The organism is Pseudomonas sp. MF09156 (assembly GCF_059862305.1).
This window is the reverse complement of the sequence record NZ_JCBCUR010000017.1, coordinates 14,672-30,648: the sequence shown is the minus strand read 5'-3', so window position 1 is coordinate 30,648 and position 15,977 is coordinate 14,672. Positions and strand designations below refer to the sequence as shown.

Genomic DNA, 15,977 nt, shown 5'->3' with positions numbered 1-15,977 from the left:
TGTGAACTGTCAATTCTGACAGTAGGCAAGGCTTGTATTCCAAGCGTTAGATAACAGCAGTTTTTGGCCTGGCGGTCAGGCCTGCTGGTTAACTTTCCCTGGACTGGAGGTCCTGTCATGGTTAAAAAAACTGCGCCCCAAAGTTCGTCACCGGCCGCTGCCCAGCCCCTTGTTGAAGCCACCGTCGAATTACCCTATCTGCAGATTCAGTACGCCGCCAACAACAACATCCTGTATCCCATCGACGCCATCGACGGCACGCGCGCAACTATTGCATTTGCCGGGATGGGCGCGACACCGGTGACGTTGTACTGGGCCATCCGGGATCAGGACGAGCCGGTGTTCGAGCCGATTGTGCGAACAGGCAGTACCACTGGCAGCATTGACATTCCCATTCCATGGCAGTGGGTCAGTACCTGCATCGGGCATACCGTGTTGATCTGGTACACAGCGTCTGTGGGCGGTCAACCCAAGCAGTCGCTGGTGCTGGAACTGGAGGTCCAACAGATCCGCGAGCAGGACCTCCAGGCATCGCTGCCGGTGTTTGCCCATGCGCAATACATCCATAGCACCTGGCAACTGGATATGAAGGCATTCAGCGGCGATGAGACCATCAGGGTCAAGGCGTGGCCGATGATCCAGGCCGGGCAGCGGCTGTTTATCAATGTGGCAGGCGATCAGCACAAGCCTCCGTTCGCGTTTAGCTGGGTCGCTCGGGACCATGTGGTGACGGCCGCCGAGGCCATTGCCGGGCATATCTTTGAGTTCAAGCTCGCGCGCAGTTGGATGGCACGGCGCGAGGACTACTCGGCCCTGACCATCCACATGGCCGTGATCTTTGATGGCACCTCACCCCAGCCGCCGGTGCCGGTTGATCCGATCTACGAAACCCAGCTTCCGGAAAACGCCCACGAGTTTCATCCCCGTACAACCGTGCTGTTGTTTGTGGATGCGTCGTTGCACTTGCCCGAACCGAAATTGGTCGAGGCGCAAGGCCAGGCTGAGGTGGACCCGCTCAAATTGCTGGAGGGCGCAACGGTACGTGTCTGTTACGAGGATATGCGCAGCACTGACAGTATCTCCCTGTGCTGGGAATCGACCCACGGCGATTGTGCCCCTATCCCCCCACAGAACGGTATGGACGAAGGCTGTATCGACTTCCATATCCCGCCGCAGTTCGTGGGTATGCGCCTGGATAACTTCGCGAATTTCAGCTACACCGTGACCCGTGATGGCGGCGAGCATGCGTCGCCTGATGGCGTGGTCTGGATCCCGCTGCCGTCCAACCTGCCCCGGCCGCAGATCCTCGAAGCCCCGTTCAACAGCCTGGACCTTGGGCAGATGTGCTGTGATGACCCGGTCACGATCCATGTTGCGCCTTGGCCATTTATCGGCACCACGCAACGTGTGCAGCTGTATATCGGTGGTGTCTACCCGGATGGCTCAAAAGCCCGGCTGTACCTTTTTGACGGGGAGCCGGTCAGTGAAGAGGAGATTCGCAACGGTTGGACCCGGACCTTGCCCCGGGCCGAACTGGCGGCGCTCAAGCATGACAGCGAGTTGTACATCCTGTTCAGCGTTGAGTTTCTGCCACCCAGGGATTCGCGGCCGGTCTATCGTGCGTTTCCTTCGCTGCTGGTGAACCTGCTCACCGAACCGCACCTGGAGTTGCCCAAGCCCCATCTTGTCGAGGCGGTGGACTGCGGCGCCGACGGCTGGATCGTCAACCCGGTGAACACGCAGGACGGCGCGCATATCCAGGTGGCGTACGAGCGTATGTGCCCGGGGGATATGGTTTGCCCCACGTTCATCGGCACGCCTGGGCCTGGGTCGCCGGGGCTGGAGTGTCGCGTTGTGGCGCAGGGGGAGCAGAGCCTGGTATTCGCCGTTGCGCCGTCGGCGATCAGCGCCAACCTGCGCCAGCAGATATTGCTGGGCTACAGCGTGTCACGTGTGTGTGGCGGCGAATGGGAGTCGCCGCCACAAAAGGTGCATGTCCTGGATATCAGCGGCCTGCCCAACCTGGCGGTGGAACAGGCGACGGGCAGCACCCTGGACCTCAGTACATTCGGCGGCGATGCTAGCGCAACGGTAGTTGCCTGGCCTTACATTGCCCTGGGCCAGCCCTGCTGGTTGTGGGTGACCGGAGAGTTGGAAGACGGCAGCCTATATAGCTTTGAGGTGCTGGAGGGGGTACCGGTCACCGAGCAGTGGTTGACCGGTGTCGAGGCGCCGTTACCGCGCCACGAACTGCAAAAGCTGGCGGATTGCAGCGCCTTTGAAGTGCATTTTGCGGTGAATTTCAACGGCCAGCTGGACAAGGACAGTGCCCACAGATTCCCGGTATTGCCTCTGGACATCGCACAGGAGGGGCTGGAGCTCAAGGCGACCACGGTGTGCGAAGCGGTGGGCACCCAGCTCACGGTTTACAACGGCCGGGATGGCGTGACGGTGCGCGTGGCCTACGAGCTGATCAACCCTAGTCATACAATCAGTGTGTGCTGGACGCGCGCAGACGGTACTTGCCTACCACTGATGTCGAAGCCTGGCAGCAGTGATCCAGGCTACGTGGATTTCCATATTCCCCGGGAAGCAGTGATCCATGGGATCGGCAAGACGGTGAAGATCAACTACACCGTCACCAGTCTGTGCAAAGTGGCAACTTCCCCGGACCTCGACCTGCAGATTAGTGTGCCCGTACGTTTGCCGACGCCGGTGGTGCCGCAGGCTACCAACAACATTCTGGATTTGCGCACTTTCAGCGCCGATGCGGACATTACCGTGCAACCCTGGTGGTTTATCTTGCCGAACCAGAGAGTCTGGCTGCGCGGGATTGGGACCAGGGAGGATGGCAGCCCGTACATTTTTAATGTTTACCTGGGCAAGGTCGTGACGGCGGCAGAAGTCAGCGCCGGGCTCAAGCAAGCGTTGAGGCGAATCGAGCTTGAGCTTTTGAAGGATCTCAGCACCTTGACGTTCACCTGCAAAGTCACTGCTGATGGAAGCAGCCAGGAAAGTACGGCGGTGGTGTTTCCGGTGTTGCAGCTGCTGTTAAGTAAGGCATTCTCCGACCACACCGACTTCGATCCTGCCGGCAAAGGCTGGAATGGCTGGAACAGAGGACCCGGCGCCACCAATCCTGGCGATCTGGTGCTCAAGCTAGGTGCTGTGCCTGGAGCGGCGAACGGGTATTTCTTGCAGGACTGGGGGTACACCGATACCAGCGATCCAGCCACGCAGCGTGTGAAACTGTTCAAGGACTTCAGCGGGCTGCAGGTGGGGCGTTCCTATCGGTTCAGTGCGTGGATCCGTGATATTCCGCTGTTAGTGAACAGGCCGCGCTTGATCCTCACGGCCCAGGGGGTGCCAATCTCAGCGGAAATGTTACCTCCTGCCACCTGGTACTTGCTCCAGGGCGTGTTCCAGGCCAAGGCCGCTACGGTGCGGCTCACCTTGGACAACCTGCAGATGGGGGGGGGGCCGGGCAATGACTACGACGTGACTGGCTTGACTGTGACAGAGATGTAAGCTGCGCAACAAGGCCTCCAACCGTTGGAGGCCTTGTCCGGCCAGCGTCGAGCGATTATTTCGGGCCGAGGATTTTCCCCAGTTTATCCGGCGACGGCGCCCCTTGCTGCTGCTGCAACTGGCCCTTGTCATCCAGGTAGAAAATCGCCGGGGTGGCCGACAATTCCAGCTCTTCCATCAACTTCATATTGGCATCGAGCTTGGCCTGGATCTCGGCCGGGATCTTGGCCAGGGCCTTGAGCTTGCTGGCTTTGCCCGCAGACTCATGTTCTTGCAGGGCCTGGGCCGTGTCTTTACTGGCCAGCAGCGCCGCCGATTTGCCGGGGCTGTCCTCGCGGATGATCCCGACCATGATGTGGCGCAACTGCACCTTGCCGGCCTTGACCCAGGGCCGCGCCTGTTCCCAGAACATGTTGCAGTACGGGCAGTTGGGGTCGCTGAACAGGTAGACGGTGCGCGGCGCGTTTTTATCGCCATCCTGGATCCAGCTGCTCTGTTCCATCTTGGCCCAGATTTCCTTGGCCATCGGCGCGTAGACCAGTTTTTCCAGGGGCGCGGTGCTCAGGTCATTGCCCTTGGCGTCGTACAGGTTGCCGGCCAGCACGTGCTGGCCGTCGGCGGTCAGGTACAGCGCCATGCCACGGTTCTGGTACTGCGCGGCATAGCCCTTGAGCCCGCCCGGTGCATCGAAGCTGCCGATGATCTTGGCGCCCTTGGCTTCGATCTGTTTGATCGGCGCCGGCCATTCTTCGGCGTGGGCGAGGTTGGCGGCGAGTGCCAGGGGCAGCAGGGTCAGCAGGTGGCGGAGGCGGGGCATAAGGGTTTCCTTGAAGGGGCCGTCTTGGCGGCGGTCGAGTCCGTGGGGTCGAAATATTCCATGGCGCGGGCCAGGCTGGCCTGGGACAGCTCGCCCAGGTGGCTGTTGATCAGCCGGCCATCGGCTTGATAGAAGAGCGTGGTCGGCAGCGCCATCGAACCCACGGCTTGGCCCAGGCGGCCACTGGCGTCGAACAGGACGTTGTCCAGGTTCAGGCCCTGGGTGGCCAGGTAGGTGCTGACGCTTTGCATGCTTTCGGCCTGGTTGACGAACAGGAAGGTCACGTCAGGCCGTTGTTTCTGGGCGTTTTCCAGCACCGGCATTTCCCGCCGGCAGGGCGGGCACCAGGTGGCCCACAGGTTGATCACCAACGGGCCGCCCTGGTAGTCGGCCAGTTGCACGGTTTCGCCATCGGCGTTGCGCAGGGCGATATCCGGCAGGCGCGTGCCTTTTTCATAGATGTTCAACGAGAAACTGGCCAGCGCCCAGAACGCCAGGCCACTGACCACGCCGGCGGTCAGCGGCTTGCGCAGGGCCGGGCGGCGCCAGCTCCAGAGCAGGGCGGCGATGATCAGCACGATCACCCCCGGCCAGACGAGAAAGCCGCCGTCGCGCAGGTCGACAATTTGTAGCGGGTCATCGCGGTAGTACGACCAGTACATCAATACAAAACCGATGCGCGCGCTGAGCATGCCCAGCAGGAACAGGCTGAACAGCACCGACTCGGGGTTCTCGCCGCCACGCTTGGCCACGCGCCAGCCCACCACCGTGGCGAGGACCAGCGCACTGATCAGCAGCAGATGGTTCAAGGCAATGGCAAAGGTGCCGATGGTCAAGGTCAGCATCAGGGTGCGTCCCGGGTCTGGGTCCAGCGTTGCAGGAAGGCTGCGGCGTCCACTTCGCCTGTGATGCGCTGGGCGCGGCGCTCTGCACCGTCCGGGCCGATCCACACAAAGCTCGGTGGGCCGGGGACTTTGTAGCGGCCCAGCAGCTCACGGCTGGCGGCGTTGTCGGCGGTGACGTCCAGGCGCAGCAGGCGCACGTTTTTCAGGGCCTCCATGACTTCGGGTTTACCGAACACCTGTTTTTCCATGATCTTGCACGACACACACCAGTCGGCGTAGTAGTCCAGCAGCACCCACTGGCCCTGGGCCTTGGCGCTGTCGAGCTGGGTTTGCAGGGCTGACGGGGCGTTGATGGTGGTAAAGCTGTCATGGGCGGTCGGCGCGCCGGCCACCGGCGAGCCACCGAACACCTTGAGCGGTTGCCACAGGTCATCGCTGCCACCGGCTGCGCCGATCACCAGGATCGCGCCCCACAGGCCCAGGACCAGGGAACCTGCGCCCAGTGCCTTGGCGACCAGCCCGTACTCGCGGGCCAGGCTCCAGCCGCAGTAGGCCATCACCAGTGCCAGCACGCCCCACAGGCCGAGCCACAGGCTTTCGTCGACGACCGGGCGGATCATCAACACGGCGGTCGCGAGGAACAGGAAGCCAAACACGCCCTTGAGCACATTCATCCAGGTGCCTGGCTTGGGCAGGAAGCGATTGCCCACCGTCACCAGCAACAGCAAGGGCACGCCGATACCGATGCCCATGGCAAACAGGATCAGGCCGCCGTGCAGGGCATTGCCGCTTTGTGCGATGTAGAGCAGGGCGCCGGCCAGGGGCGCGGTCATGCACGGGCCTACCAGCAGGCCGGACAAGGCCCCGAGCACGCCGGCGCCGACCAGGCTGCCGCCGTTTTGCCGACGGCTGGCGTTGTCCAGGCGATCGCGCAGGAAGGCCGGCAGTTGCAGTTCAAAGAAGCCGAACATTGGCAGGGCGAGGATCACAAACAGGGCGGCGAAACTGCCGAGGATCCACGGGGTTTGCAGCAGCGCAGCCAGGTTGCTGCCGGCCAGCGCGGCCAGTACGCCAAGGGCGGCATACACCAGCGCCATGCACACCACATAACTGGTGGCCAGGGCAAAACCACGGCGTGGGCTGGCACCGCTGCCCACTACCAGGCCGGCGAGGATCGGCAGCATCGGCAGCGAACACGGGGCAAACGCCAGCAGCAGGCCCAGGCCGAAGAACACCAGCAGGCTCCAGCCCAGGCTGCGTTGTTGCAGGCCGCTGGCCAGGCTTTCATCCTGGGCCTCGGCGGTGGCGGCCACGGCGGGGTTGCCGCCCAGGTCGACGGTGAGCGATTGCGGCGGGTAGCACAGGCCGGCATCGGCGCAGCCCTGCCAGCCCAGCTTGACCTTGCCGGTGGCGCCGGCCGGGAGTTTCACTTCCAGGCCCTGGCGGTATACCTGTTGCTCGCCGAAGAACTCGTCGCTATGGGCCTCGCCCTGGGGCAGCACGGGCTGTTCGGCCAGGCCTTCGAATTTCATGCGTTGCTGGTACAGGTAATAACCGTCGGCAATCTGCCAATACAGCTGGGTTTCACCGGACTCCAGGCGCTCGGAGGTAAAGGTAAAGGCCTTGCCTACCGGGAGGAACTCGGCTTTGGTCTCGAACGGATTGTTGCCAGGCGCGGCCTGGGCCAATCCGGTGAACAACACCAACAGGAAGATAAACAGATGCCGCATGGTCAAGCCTTAGTTCGATGCAAGTGGGCACACAATGTGTGGTGCTGATTAACCGATGATTAACCGGGCTATTCTAGAGTGTAGGGATTTTCAAGGCGCGCATCTTTTGCCGGCATAATGCGTGCTTAATCCGCCCTCCTTTAAATCAGCATTTTTGCAAAGGGTTCAGCATGCACGTACTGGTCTGTGAAGACGATGACCTGATTGCCAGTGGCATCGTTGCCGGTCTCGGCGCCCAGGGCTTTACGGTCGAGCGCGTAGCCACGGCCGCGGCGGCGCGGGCGATGCTCAAGGCGGCGGAGTTCGACATCATGGTGCTCGACCTCGGCCTGCCGGATGAAGACGGCCTCAAATTGCTGCAGCAACAGCGCAGTGCGGGGCTGGAGATCCCGGTGCTGATCCTCACCGCGCGCGACTCGGTGACCAACCGCGTCGACGGCCTGCAAGCCGGCGCCGACGATTACCTGCTCAAGCCCTTCGACCTGCGCGAGCTGGCTGCACGCTTGCAAACCCTGTTGCGCCGGGTGGCCGGGCGCAGCGTCAACCTGATCGAGCATGGCCGGCTGAGCTACAACCCCAGCAGCCGCGAAACCTTGCTCGGCGGCCAGCCGGTGGACTTGTCTCGCCGCGAACAGGCCCTGTTGCAGGCATTGCTGCACAACCGTGGCCGGGTGCTGTCCAGCGAGCAGCTCAAGGACAGCGTCTACGGGTTCAACGATGAACTGGAAAGCAACGCCCTCAACGTGCATATCCACCACCTGCGCCGCAAGTTGGGCAACGGTATTGTCGAGACCGTGCGCGGTCTGGGCTACCGCCTGGGCCCGGCGGATACTGGAGACGACGCCTCGTGATGAGCCTGCGCCTGCGTCTGACCTTCAAGCTGGGCGCCGCTTTTGTGCTGATCTGGGCGCTGGCGGCGGCCTGGATGCTCAACGACCTGCGCAACCAGATGATGTTTTCCCTGGACCAGCGCCTGGTGGCCTCGGCGCGCATGGTGGCCGGGCTGATGGAGCAGATGCCGGGCCTGGCCAGCGTGGGCGAGGGCAAGCGTTTTGGCGCCGAACAACTGAATGTGCCCGGTGGCATGGCGTGCCAGGTCAGCTCGTTGCGGGGTGAAGTGCTGGCCCGCAGCCACACCACGCCGGATCAGGGGTTGGAATCGCGGCAAAGTGGCTTTCGCGACCAGATCATCGACGGCGCTGCCTGGCGCAGCTTTACCCTGGCCCGGGGTGATTTGTTCATCACCACCGCCGACCGTCAGGTGGAGCGCGAGGCGCTGAACATGTCGATCCTGCTGGCGGCCTCAGTGCCGGTGGGCGTGGCCTTGCTGGGTTGCCTGTGCCTGTTGTGGCTGGGGATCGGCCAGAGCCTGGTGCCGCTCAACCGCATGCGCGATGCCTTGATGCGGCGCAGTGCCGACTCCCTTGAGCCGTTGCAGATTCACCCGTTGCCCAGCGAGCTCAAGCCGCTGCTCGACACCCAGAACCAACTGTTGCAACGCATCGCCAAGACCATCGAGCGCGAGCGCCGGCTGACCGGCGATGCCGCTCACGAGCTGCGCAGCCCGCTTACGGCCATCAAGACCCACCTGCAAGTGGCACGCATGACCGACGGCGCCGCCCGCGATCAATCCCTGGCCCATGCCGAGGAGGGCGCCGACCGCCTGCATCGCACCCTTGAGCAGTTGCTGCTGTTGGCGCGGGTCGAGGGCAGCCTGTCGTTTGATGACGGTTTGCAGTCCAGTGCCGAACAGGTGGCGCGCCTGGCGATCCAGGACGCCAACGCCGGCGACAACCGCCGCATCGACCTGATCCTGCCGGACAACCTGCCCCAGGATCCGGTGGAAATGCCCGTGGGCCTGGCGGTGGCGGCCTTGCGTAACCTGCTGGATAACGCCCTGCGCCATACCCCGGCCGATACGCGGGTGGAGTTGAGCGTGTTCACCCAGGGCAATCAAGTGGTGTTTCGCGTGCGCGACCATGGCGCGCCGATCTCCAGCGAAGACCTGCAACACCTGACCCAGCGTTTCTGGCGCAATGGCAACAGCGGCGGTTGTGGCCTGGGCCTGGCCATCGTGCAGGCGATTGTCCAGCGATGCTCTTGTTCCTTGGCCTTCGACAGCCAGCCCGACGGCCTGCGGGTCGACCTGGGGATGCCGCTGCGGCGCTGATCCTTGCTTGCATACACATAACTACCGCCATCCTGGGGCCCGACGCTTCAGGATGGCGGCAATTTTTGTGTTTGCAGGTTTGCCGGCTGAATGACTCAGCCTGTATTGAAAAGGACAGCGCCTATGTTGGTCATCGATTCCACTTATCCAGCCAAAGATTTTAATCAACGCAATGGTGAAGCCGTGCGCCAGGTGGTGGTGCATTACACCGCCGCGCCCTTTGCCTCCTCCCTGCGCTCCCTGACGCAGCAGGGTGTCAGTGCCCATTACCTGTTACCCGCCCCCCATGAGGCCAGCTATCGAAGTGCCGGCTACGACGAATTGCGGGTGTTCCAACTGGTGGATGAACGCCAGCGCGCCTGGCATGCAGGCGCCAGTCATTGGGCGGGTCGCGATAACGTCAACAGTCGCTCCATCGGCATCGAGATCGTCAACCTGGCCCGCGATGAGGGTGGGGTGTTTACCTTTCCTGCCTATGATCCGCAGCAGATCGCCGTGCTGATCGCGCTGCTGCGCGACATTTGCGCCCGTCATCCGCAGATCGGCGCCACCGATATCGTCGGCCATTCGGATGTGGCGTTCTGGCGCAAGAGTGACCCGGGGCCACGCTTGCCCTGGCACGGTTTATTCGAAGCGGGCATTGGCGCCTGGTTCGATGCACAGGCCAAAAGTGCCTATGAGCGGCGCTTTCGCATGGGGTTGCCCCAGGAGGTGGAGGTCGAACGGGCCTTCCAGCGCTACGGCTACGCCCCGGCGAAAAACCGCCAGGCGTTCCAGCAGCGTCTGCGTGCGTTCCAGATGCACTTCCGGCCCGCCGATTATCGTGGGCAACTGGATATCGAGACCTGCGCGATTCTGTATGCACTGAATGAAAAGTACACCAGTGCCGGCGAGTGACCGGCCATTTGCCGGTTTTTCACTGAGCCGGGTGTAAATCCTCACGCCGCTGAAGCGTTTCCAGAACAGGAAATCCGTGCGCACGCCCTTTGGGGGCCAGACGTCAACGGGTTGGCAGTTTGGTCACCATCATCAGCGTATTGAGGGATCTAGAGATGTCAGTCGCTACCAGTCGCATTGAAGATTTGCAGGTGTCGGCCAGCCCGACACCTGCGGAAGCGCTTTACCAGTTCGATGAATCGCCGCTGCTGGCCCGCCAGCGCCAGCAGGAATCCAATGCCCGCAGCTACCCACGGCGCATTCCCCTGGCGCTCAAGCGGGCCAAGGGTATTTATGTCGAGGACGTTGAAGGTCGCAGCTTCATCGACTGCCTGGCCGGAGCCGGCACGTTGGCGCTGGGGCACAATCACCCGGTGGTGATCGAGGCGATCCAGCAGGTGCTGCTCGACGAGTTGCCGCTGCATACCCTGGACTTGACCACGCCGGTCAAGGACCAGTTTGTGCAGGACCTGTTCGGCCTGCTGCCAGCGGAACTGGCGCGGGAGGCGAAGATCCAGTTTTGCGGCCCCACCGGCACCGACGCGGTGGAAGCCGCGCTGAAACTGGTGCGTACCGCCACGGGGCGCAGCACGGTGTTGTCGTTCCAGGGCGGCTATCACGGCATGAGCCAGGGTGCATTGAGCCTGATGGGCAGCCTGGGGCCGAAAAAGCCGTTGGGCGCCTTGCTGGCCAATGGCGTGCAATTCTTGCCATTCCCTTATGACTACCGCTGCCCGTTCGGCCTGGGTGGGGCAGAGGGAGTCAAGGTCAACCTGCACTACCTGGAAAACCTGCTCAACGACCCGGAGGCCGGCGTTTTGCTGCCGGCGGCGGTGATCGTCGAAGTGGTGCAGGGCGAAGGCGGCGTGATCCCGGCCGACCTCGACTGGCTGCGCGGCCTGCGCCGCATTACCGAGCAGGCCGGCGTGGCGTTGATCGTCGACGAGATCCAGAGCGGTTTCGCTCGCACCGGCAAGATGTTTGCCTTTGAACATGCCGGCATTGTTCCGGATGTGGTGGTGTTGTCCAAAGCCATTGGTGGCAGCTTGCCGCTGGCGGTGGTGGTGTATCGCGAGTGGCTCGACACCTGGCTGCCGGGCGCCCATGCCGGGACCTTCCGCGGCAATCAGATGGCCATGGCGGCGGGCTCGGCGGTGATGCGCTACCTCAAGCAACATAACGTCGCCGACCACGCGGCGGCCATGGGCGAGCGCCTGGCTGAACACCTGCGCATCCTGCAGCGGGACTTCCCGCAACTGGGGGATATCCGCGGGCGCGGCCTGATGCTCGGGGTAGAGCTGGTCAACCCCAACGGCACGCTCGACGTCCAGGGCCACCCGCCGGTCCATCGGCAATTGGCGCCGCTGGTGCAACGCGAATGCCTCAAGCGCGGGTTGATCCTGGAGCTGGGCGGGCGCCATGGCGGCGTGGTGCGTTTCCTGCCGCCGCTGGTCATCACCGGGGCAGAAATCGACCGCGTGGCAGAGATCTTCGGTCGGGCTTTGGCGGCGGCTGTGGCGAGCCTCTAATTTTCCTGCACCGCTATACGTTCCTACATACATCAGCCACGCGCAGTGCGTGGCAGCCTTTAAGTGACGGAGAACCGCAATGACCTCAGTATTTGACCGCGAAGACATCCTGTTCCAGGTGGTGGTCAACCATGAAGAACAGTACTCCATCTGGCCCGACTACAAGGCCGTGCCAGAAGGCTGGCGCACCGTGGGTAAAAGCGGGATGAAGAAAGAGTGCCTGGCTTACATCGAAGAGGTCTGGACTGATATGCGCCCGCTGAGCTTGCGCCAGAAGATGGATGCGCAGGTTGTTGCTGGCTGAACACAAGCAAATGTAGGAGCGGGCTTGCCTGCGATGGTCGTTAACGATGACGAATGAATACCAGATACTCTGATGTGTTCTTTCGGGCGTCATCGCAGGCAAGCCAGCTCCTACAGGGGAAAGCAGCTTCGCGCTCTGGCTTTGCTGTTGTTGTTGCTCTGCTTTTGATCTGGCTTTTGATCTTAGGCGCCCCGTCAAACCACGATGGCCGCAGGCAGGTATTGCGCAGTGGGCACCCCGGCAGGATGCCGGGGTAGCCGCGACACGGCCATGGATGGCCGATCGCGGCGGGCCCACGGAGCAATGCCTGACTGCGGGCATGCCGAGCCTAGGCGAGGCACCGAGTGGTGGGGCAAAAGCGCTTTGGTTACTTTCGCGCTCTTCGAAAGTGACCCGCCGTAAGGGCGGAACCCTAAGTGGCCGTGACGGCAGCAACGGATATGTACACAAACCCAATAAGCACTAGATAAAAGAGTTGTGTAGATACCTATGCCGCGATGGCTGAGTGTCAGTCGATACATTAGTTGACTGATACACCGCCATCGCGGGCAAGCCCGCTCCCACACAAGCCCGCTCCCACATAAGCTCGCACACACAGGGGTATTGCGTTGCTTTCAGGGCGCCAAGGCCTTGATCACCTGATCCACATTCCCTTCCAATTCCGCTACCGGGTCCGCGCCGTCAGTACCCAGCACCAGCAACTTCGCCCCCCCTGCACTGATAGCCGCTTTCACCGCCTCAGCCGGTTGGCGATGGTGCAGCACTAACGCCACGTCGTTGTCCTTCAGGCTGGTTGTCAGCGTTTGTAGCGCCTGCGCAGACCACTCGACATCCGGCCGTGGATCGGTGCTGAGCAACTCCAGGTTCAACCCACTCACCAGATAAGCAAAATGATCGCTCAGGCTGACCACGCTCAGGTTGTCGGCCTGGGCCAGGCGCGCCTCGCTGTCAGCCGTCAGCTTGAGCAGGCGTTGCTTGAGGCTGGCCAGGTTGCTGTCGATTTGGGCCTTGGCGCCGGGCGCCAGGCGGCTCAGGTCGGCGGCCATGACATCGGCCATGCGCCCCAGGTTGTTGCTCGATTGCCACGGCTGGCTATTGAGGCCATCCACCGTCCCCGGTTGCAGGGCCACGCCCGGTAAACCGCCGTCTACCGGGCGGGCGGCGTCCACTTCGACGATGCGGATATTGCTGCGCCGGGCCACCGGGTACAGCGGGTCGTCCGGCCACAGCGAACGCAGGCCGATGGCCGCGTCGGCATCCAGCGCCAGGGTATGCAAGGCCGGCGCGCCACGCCCGGTAAAGTACGAGGTCTGGCGCGAGCCCGGCAGGTTGGCCGGTGCCGCGCGTTCAAGCTTGACCTGGGTGCCCTTGAGCAGGGTTTCGGCCAGCCCGAAGGTCACGGGCAGGGCCGCCAGGACTTTGACCGGCTTGGCGGATTGAGCTGCCACCGGCAGCGGTTTGGCGGTGCCGGCCGCCAGCAGCGGGGTGCTGATCAGGCAGGCGATGGCCAGGGCGAGGGGGCGTAGAACAGGGCGCATTATCCGAGATTCCCTTTCAGGCTGGGGACCGTGCCGCGCGCGATGGCGGCCAGGGCGAAGGCGATGCCGGCGACGAGGATGATCGCGGCGCCGGACGGGATGGGCAGGTCGAAGATGATCGGCAGCAGAATCCCGCACAGGGTGCTGAGTGTGGCGATCACCACCGAGATCCAGAAAAAACCCTTGAGCGACTGGCTCAACAGGCGGGCCGCAGCGGCCGGGATCACCAGCAGGGCACCCACCAGGATCGCGCCGATGACCTTGACCGCCGCCACGGTGATCAGGGTGACGAGGATCACGAACAGGTAGTCCAGGGTCTTCACCGCCACGCCACGCACGGCGGCCAGTTGCGGGTTGAAACTGGCGAGCATGATGCGGTTGTACAGCGGCAACGCCAGGGCCATCACCAGTGAGCCGACAACGGCCAGCACCAGCAGGTCATTGCCGTTGACGGTCAGGACCGAACCAAACAGCACGTTTTCCAGGATGTGCACGTTGATCTTGCCCGCCAGGATCAGCAACAGGCTCGCGCCCAGCGCCAGGGACACCGAGAGGAACACGCCGATCAGCGTGTCCGGGGCCAGGCCGGTGCGGTTGCGCAGGTAGTTGAGCAGGATGCCGAACAACAGGCAGTAGCCGAACAGGCTGCCATAAGGCCCGGTGTAGGGTTCCCCCAGCAGAATGCCCACGGCCACGCCGGTGAGTGCGGCGTGGCCGACAGCTTCGGAGAAGAACGCAAAGCGCTTGACCACCACCAGTGTGCCCAGGCCACCGAGTACCGGGCCGATCAGCAGGCCGGCGAGCAGGGCGTTGACCACAAACCCATAGGCCAGGGCTTCCGGCAGGTAGCCGGACGAGGCCCAGCCCTGGACCATCAAGCGAAAGGCTTCGTAGCTCATTGGGCTGCGCTCCGTGGGTGGGTGGAAAACAGCGTCAGCAGGCGCTCCGGGGTCAGTGCCTCCTTGGGCGTGGCGTCGAACAGCAAGCGGCGGTTCAGGCCGGTGACGCGATCTGCCAGGCGGCCCACGGCCTCCAGGTCGTGTTCGATCCACAGCACGGTAATCCCCGCCTGGCGCCAGTCGCCCAGCAGGCGTTCGAACACCTGGATCCCGGCTTCGTCGAGGGCCGACATCGGTTCATCGAGCACCAGCAGTTGCGGCGCCGGGATCAAGCCCTGGGCCAGCAGCACACGCTGGCGCTCGCCGCCGGACAGCGCGCCCATCCGGCGCTTGCGCTTGTCTTGCATGCCCACGCGCTCCAGCGCCTCGCCAATCGCCCCGGCGTAATGCCGGGACACACCGAGAAACGCCGGGCGCCGCTGGCACATGGCAGCCATGAAGTCGTCAACGGTCATCGGCAGGCCACGGTCGAACTCCAGGGCCTGGGGCACGTAGCCGATGGTGCCGGGAGTGTTCGGCCAGTGCAGGCTCAGTTGGCCCTGGTGCGGGGTCTGCCCCAGCAGGGTCTTGATCAGTGAACTCTTGCCGCCGCCGTTGGGGCCGACCAGGGCGTGGATACTGCCCGGTCGCACCTGGAAGCTGACGTTATCGAGGATCGCGGTACGGCCCAGGGTCAGCGAGACGTTATCGAATTCAAGCGTCGGGCCGATGCTGGCCACGCTCAGGTGTTCAGCCGCCGTCATGCCCCCGACTCCTGGATGGCCCGGACCACGGTGTTGAGGTTGCCGGTCATTTCCACTTCGTACTTCTCGGCGCTGTATTCACCGTAGGAAATATGCGACAGCGGATACAGCTTGACCCCCGACTCACGCTGGATGGTATCGACGTAGGAGGACGGGAAATCCATCTCCGAGAAGATCACTTTCACGTCCAGTTCACGCAGTTGGTCGATGGTCTTCTTCAGTTGGCTCGGGCTTGGCTCAATGCCATGGGCCGGTTCGACCACGGCGGTCACTTCCAGGCCGAATTCACGCAGCAGGTAGTCGTAGGCGGCATGCACCGTGGCCACGCGCAGGTCGGCGTTGGGCGCGCTGGTGAGCTTGGCCAGGGCATCGGCACGCATCTGGCGCAGGCGCTTGCCATAGGCGCGGGCGTTCTGAGTGTAGGTCTTGGCGTTGTCCGGGTCGAGCTTGCCCAGTTCCCGGGCGATGTTGTTGACCTGGGCGATAGACGCGCTGATGGACAGGAAGGTGTGCGGGTTGACCACCTTGCCGGCGCCACGGGCCGCGTTGCCGGTGGCGGCCAGCAACGGCACGTTGGCGTTGGCTTCGATCACCGGGATGTCCGGGCGCTCGCTGGTGGCGATCATGCGGTCGGCAAAGTCGTCATGGCCGACGCCATTGAGCACGATCATGTCCAGGGTGCCAATGCGCTTGATGTCTTCGGCGCGCGGCTCGTAGGCGTGGGGGTTGAAGCCGGCCGGAATCAGCGGCACCACTTCGGCCTTGTCGCCGACGATATTGGCCACGTAGCTGTAATAAGGATGCAGGGTGATACCGATACGCAGGCGCTTGGCCGCCTCGGCATTGGCCAGGGGTGTCAGCAGGACGCTGAACAGGCCCACCAGCAGCAGGCGGAGCAAGGGAGATGACATAGACATGGGTAATCGATCTTCTCTCGG

The 15,977-nt window shown here is 63.2% G+C and carries 13 protein-coding genes; 6 read left to right on the top strand and 7 right to left on the bottom strand.

Annotated elements, in window-relative coordinates; genetic code table 11:
• Positions 1 to 117 precede the first annotated feature (117 nt).
• Positions 118 to 3,528 (top strand): hypothetical protein, encoded by a 3,411-nt coding sequence (locus tag AC19YY_RS25495; protein ID WP_500605071.1) that lies wholly within the window; start codon positions 118 to 120, stop codon positions 3,526 to 3,528.
• 55 nt (positions 3,529 to 3,583) lie between these two features.
• On the opposite strand, the gene dsbG is transcribed toward AC19YY_RS25495, so the two are convergent.
• From dsbG to dsbD, 3 genes are read right to left on the bottom strand one after another with little or no spacing between them, the layout of a single operon-like run.
• Positions 3,584 to 4,345 carry a thiol:disulfide interchange protein DsbG gene (dsbG, locus tag AC19YY_RS25490; protein WP_169952544.1) on the bottom strand — a complete coding sequence of 254 codons (762 nt, stop codon included), beginning with the start codon at positions 4,343 to 4,345 and terminating at the stop codon, positions 3,584 to 3,586.
• Complete coding sequence (locus AC19YY_RS25485) at positions 4,321 to 5,190, bottom strand: TlpA disulfide reductase family protein (RefSeq protein ID WP_170042838.1); 870 nt, start codon at positions 5,188 to 5,190, stop codon at positions 4,321 to 4,323. Before AC19YY_RS25485 ends, dsbG begins: the two co-directional genes overlap by 25 nt.
• Entirely contained in the window at positions 5,190 to 6,920 is a 1,731-nt protein-coding gene (gene dsbD, locus AC19YY_RS25480) for a protein-disulfide reductase DsbD (protein WP_500605070.1), read from the bottom strand. The genes AC19YY_RS25485 and dsbD overlap by 1 nt, the downstream gene beginning before the upstream one ends.
• Before the next feature lie 170 nt (positions 6,921 to 7,090).
• Between dsbD and AC19YY_RS25475 the strand changes: the two genes are divergently transcribed.
• The 5 genes from AC19YY_RS25475 to AC19YY_RS25455 all read left to right on the top strand — a co-directional run bounded on the left by AC19YY_RS25475 (position 7,091) and on the right by AC19YY_RS25455 (position 11,859).
• Entirely contained in the window at positions 7,091 to 7,771 is a 681-nt protein-coding gene (locus AC19YY_RS25475; RefSeq protein WP_169952538.1) for a response regulator, read from the top strand.
• Positions 7,771 to 9,090, top strand: a complete 1,320-nt coding sequence (locus AC19YY_RS25470) for an ATP-binding protein (RefSeq protein ID WP_169952536.1) — start codon at positions 7,771 to 7,773, stop codon at positions 9,088 to 9,090. Before AC19YY_RS25475 ends, AC19YY_RS25470 begins: the two co-directional genes overlap by 1 nt.
• Before the next feature lie 123 nt (positions 9,091 to 9,213).
• The gene (locus tag AC19YY_RS25465) at positions 9,214 to 9,987 is read left to right on the top strand and encodes an N-acetylmuramoyl-L-alanine amidase (RefSeq protein ID WP_500605069.1); all 774 of its coding nucleotides are present in this window, start codon (positions 9,214 to 9,216) and stop codon (positions 9,985 to 9,987) included.
• Between the two features lie 155 nt (positions 9,988 to 10,142).
• The gene (locus AC19YY_RS25460; protein WP_169952533.1) at positions 10,143 to 11,555 is read left to right on the top strand and encodes an aspartate aminotransferase family protein; all 1,413 of its coding nucleotides are present in this window, start codon (positions 10,143 to 10,145) and stop codon (positions 11,553 to 11,555) included.
• A 79-nt stretch (positions 11,556 to 11,634) separates the two neighbouring features.
• The gene (locus AC19YY_RS25455; RefSeq protein ID WP_032862749.1) at positions 11,635 to 11,859 is read left to right on the top strand and encodes an MbtH family protein; all 225 of its coding nucleotides are present in this window, start codon (positions 11,635 to 11,637) and stop codon (positions 11,857 to 11,859) included.
• 614 nt (positions 11,860 to 12,473) lie between these two features.
• On the opposite strand, the gene AC19YY_RS25450 is transcribed toward AC19YY_RS25455, so the two are convergent.
• Genes AC19YY_RS25450 through AC19YY_RS25435 form a run of 4 tightly spaced genes read right to left on the bottom strand, consistent with a single transcriptional unit; the run spans position 12,474 to position 15,956 of the window.
• Complete coding sequence (locus tag AC19YY_RS25450; protein WP_500605068.1) at positions 12,474 to 13,397, bottom strand: metal ABC transporter solute-binding protein, Zn/Mn family; 924 nt, start codon at positions 13,395 to 13,397, stop codon at positions 12,474 to 12,476.
• On the bottom strand, positions 13,397 to 14,296 hold the full coding sequence (locus AC19YY_RS25445) for a metal ABC transporter permease (RefSeq protein WP_169957238.1): 900 nt from the start codon (positions 14,294 to 14,296) through the stop codon (positions 13,397 to 13,399). The genes AC19YY_RS25450 and AC19YY_RS25445 overlap by 1 nt, the downstream gene beginning before the upstream one ends.
• Positions 14,293 to 15,039: a metal ABC transporter ATP-binding protein gene (locus AC19YY_RS25440; RefSeq protein ID WP_170042844.1), complete on the bottom strand. Its 747-nt coding sequence runs from the start codon at positions 15,037 to 15,039 to the stop codon at positions 14,293 to 14,295. The genes AC19YY_RS25445 and AC19YY_RS25440 overlap by 4 nt, the downstream gene beginning before the upstream one ends.
• Entirely contained in the window at positions 15,036 to 15,956 is a 921-nt protein-coding gene (locus AC19YY_RS25435) for a metal ABC transporter substrate-binding protein (RefSeq protein WP_500605067.1), read from the bottom strand. Before AC19YY_RS25435 ends, AC19YY_RS25440 begins: the two co-directional genes overlap by 4 nt.
• Positions 15,957 to 15,977 lie beyond the last annotated feature (21 nt).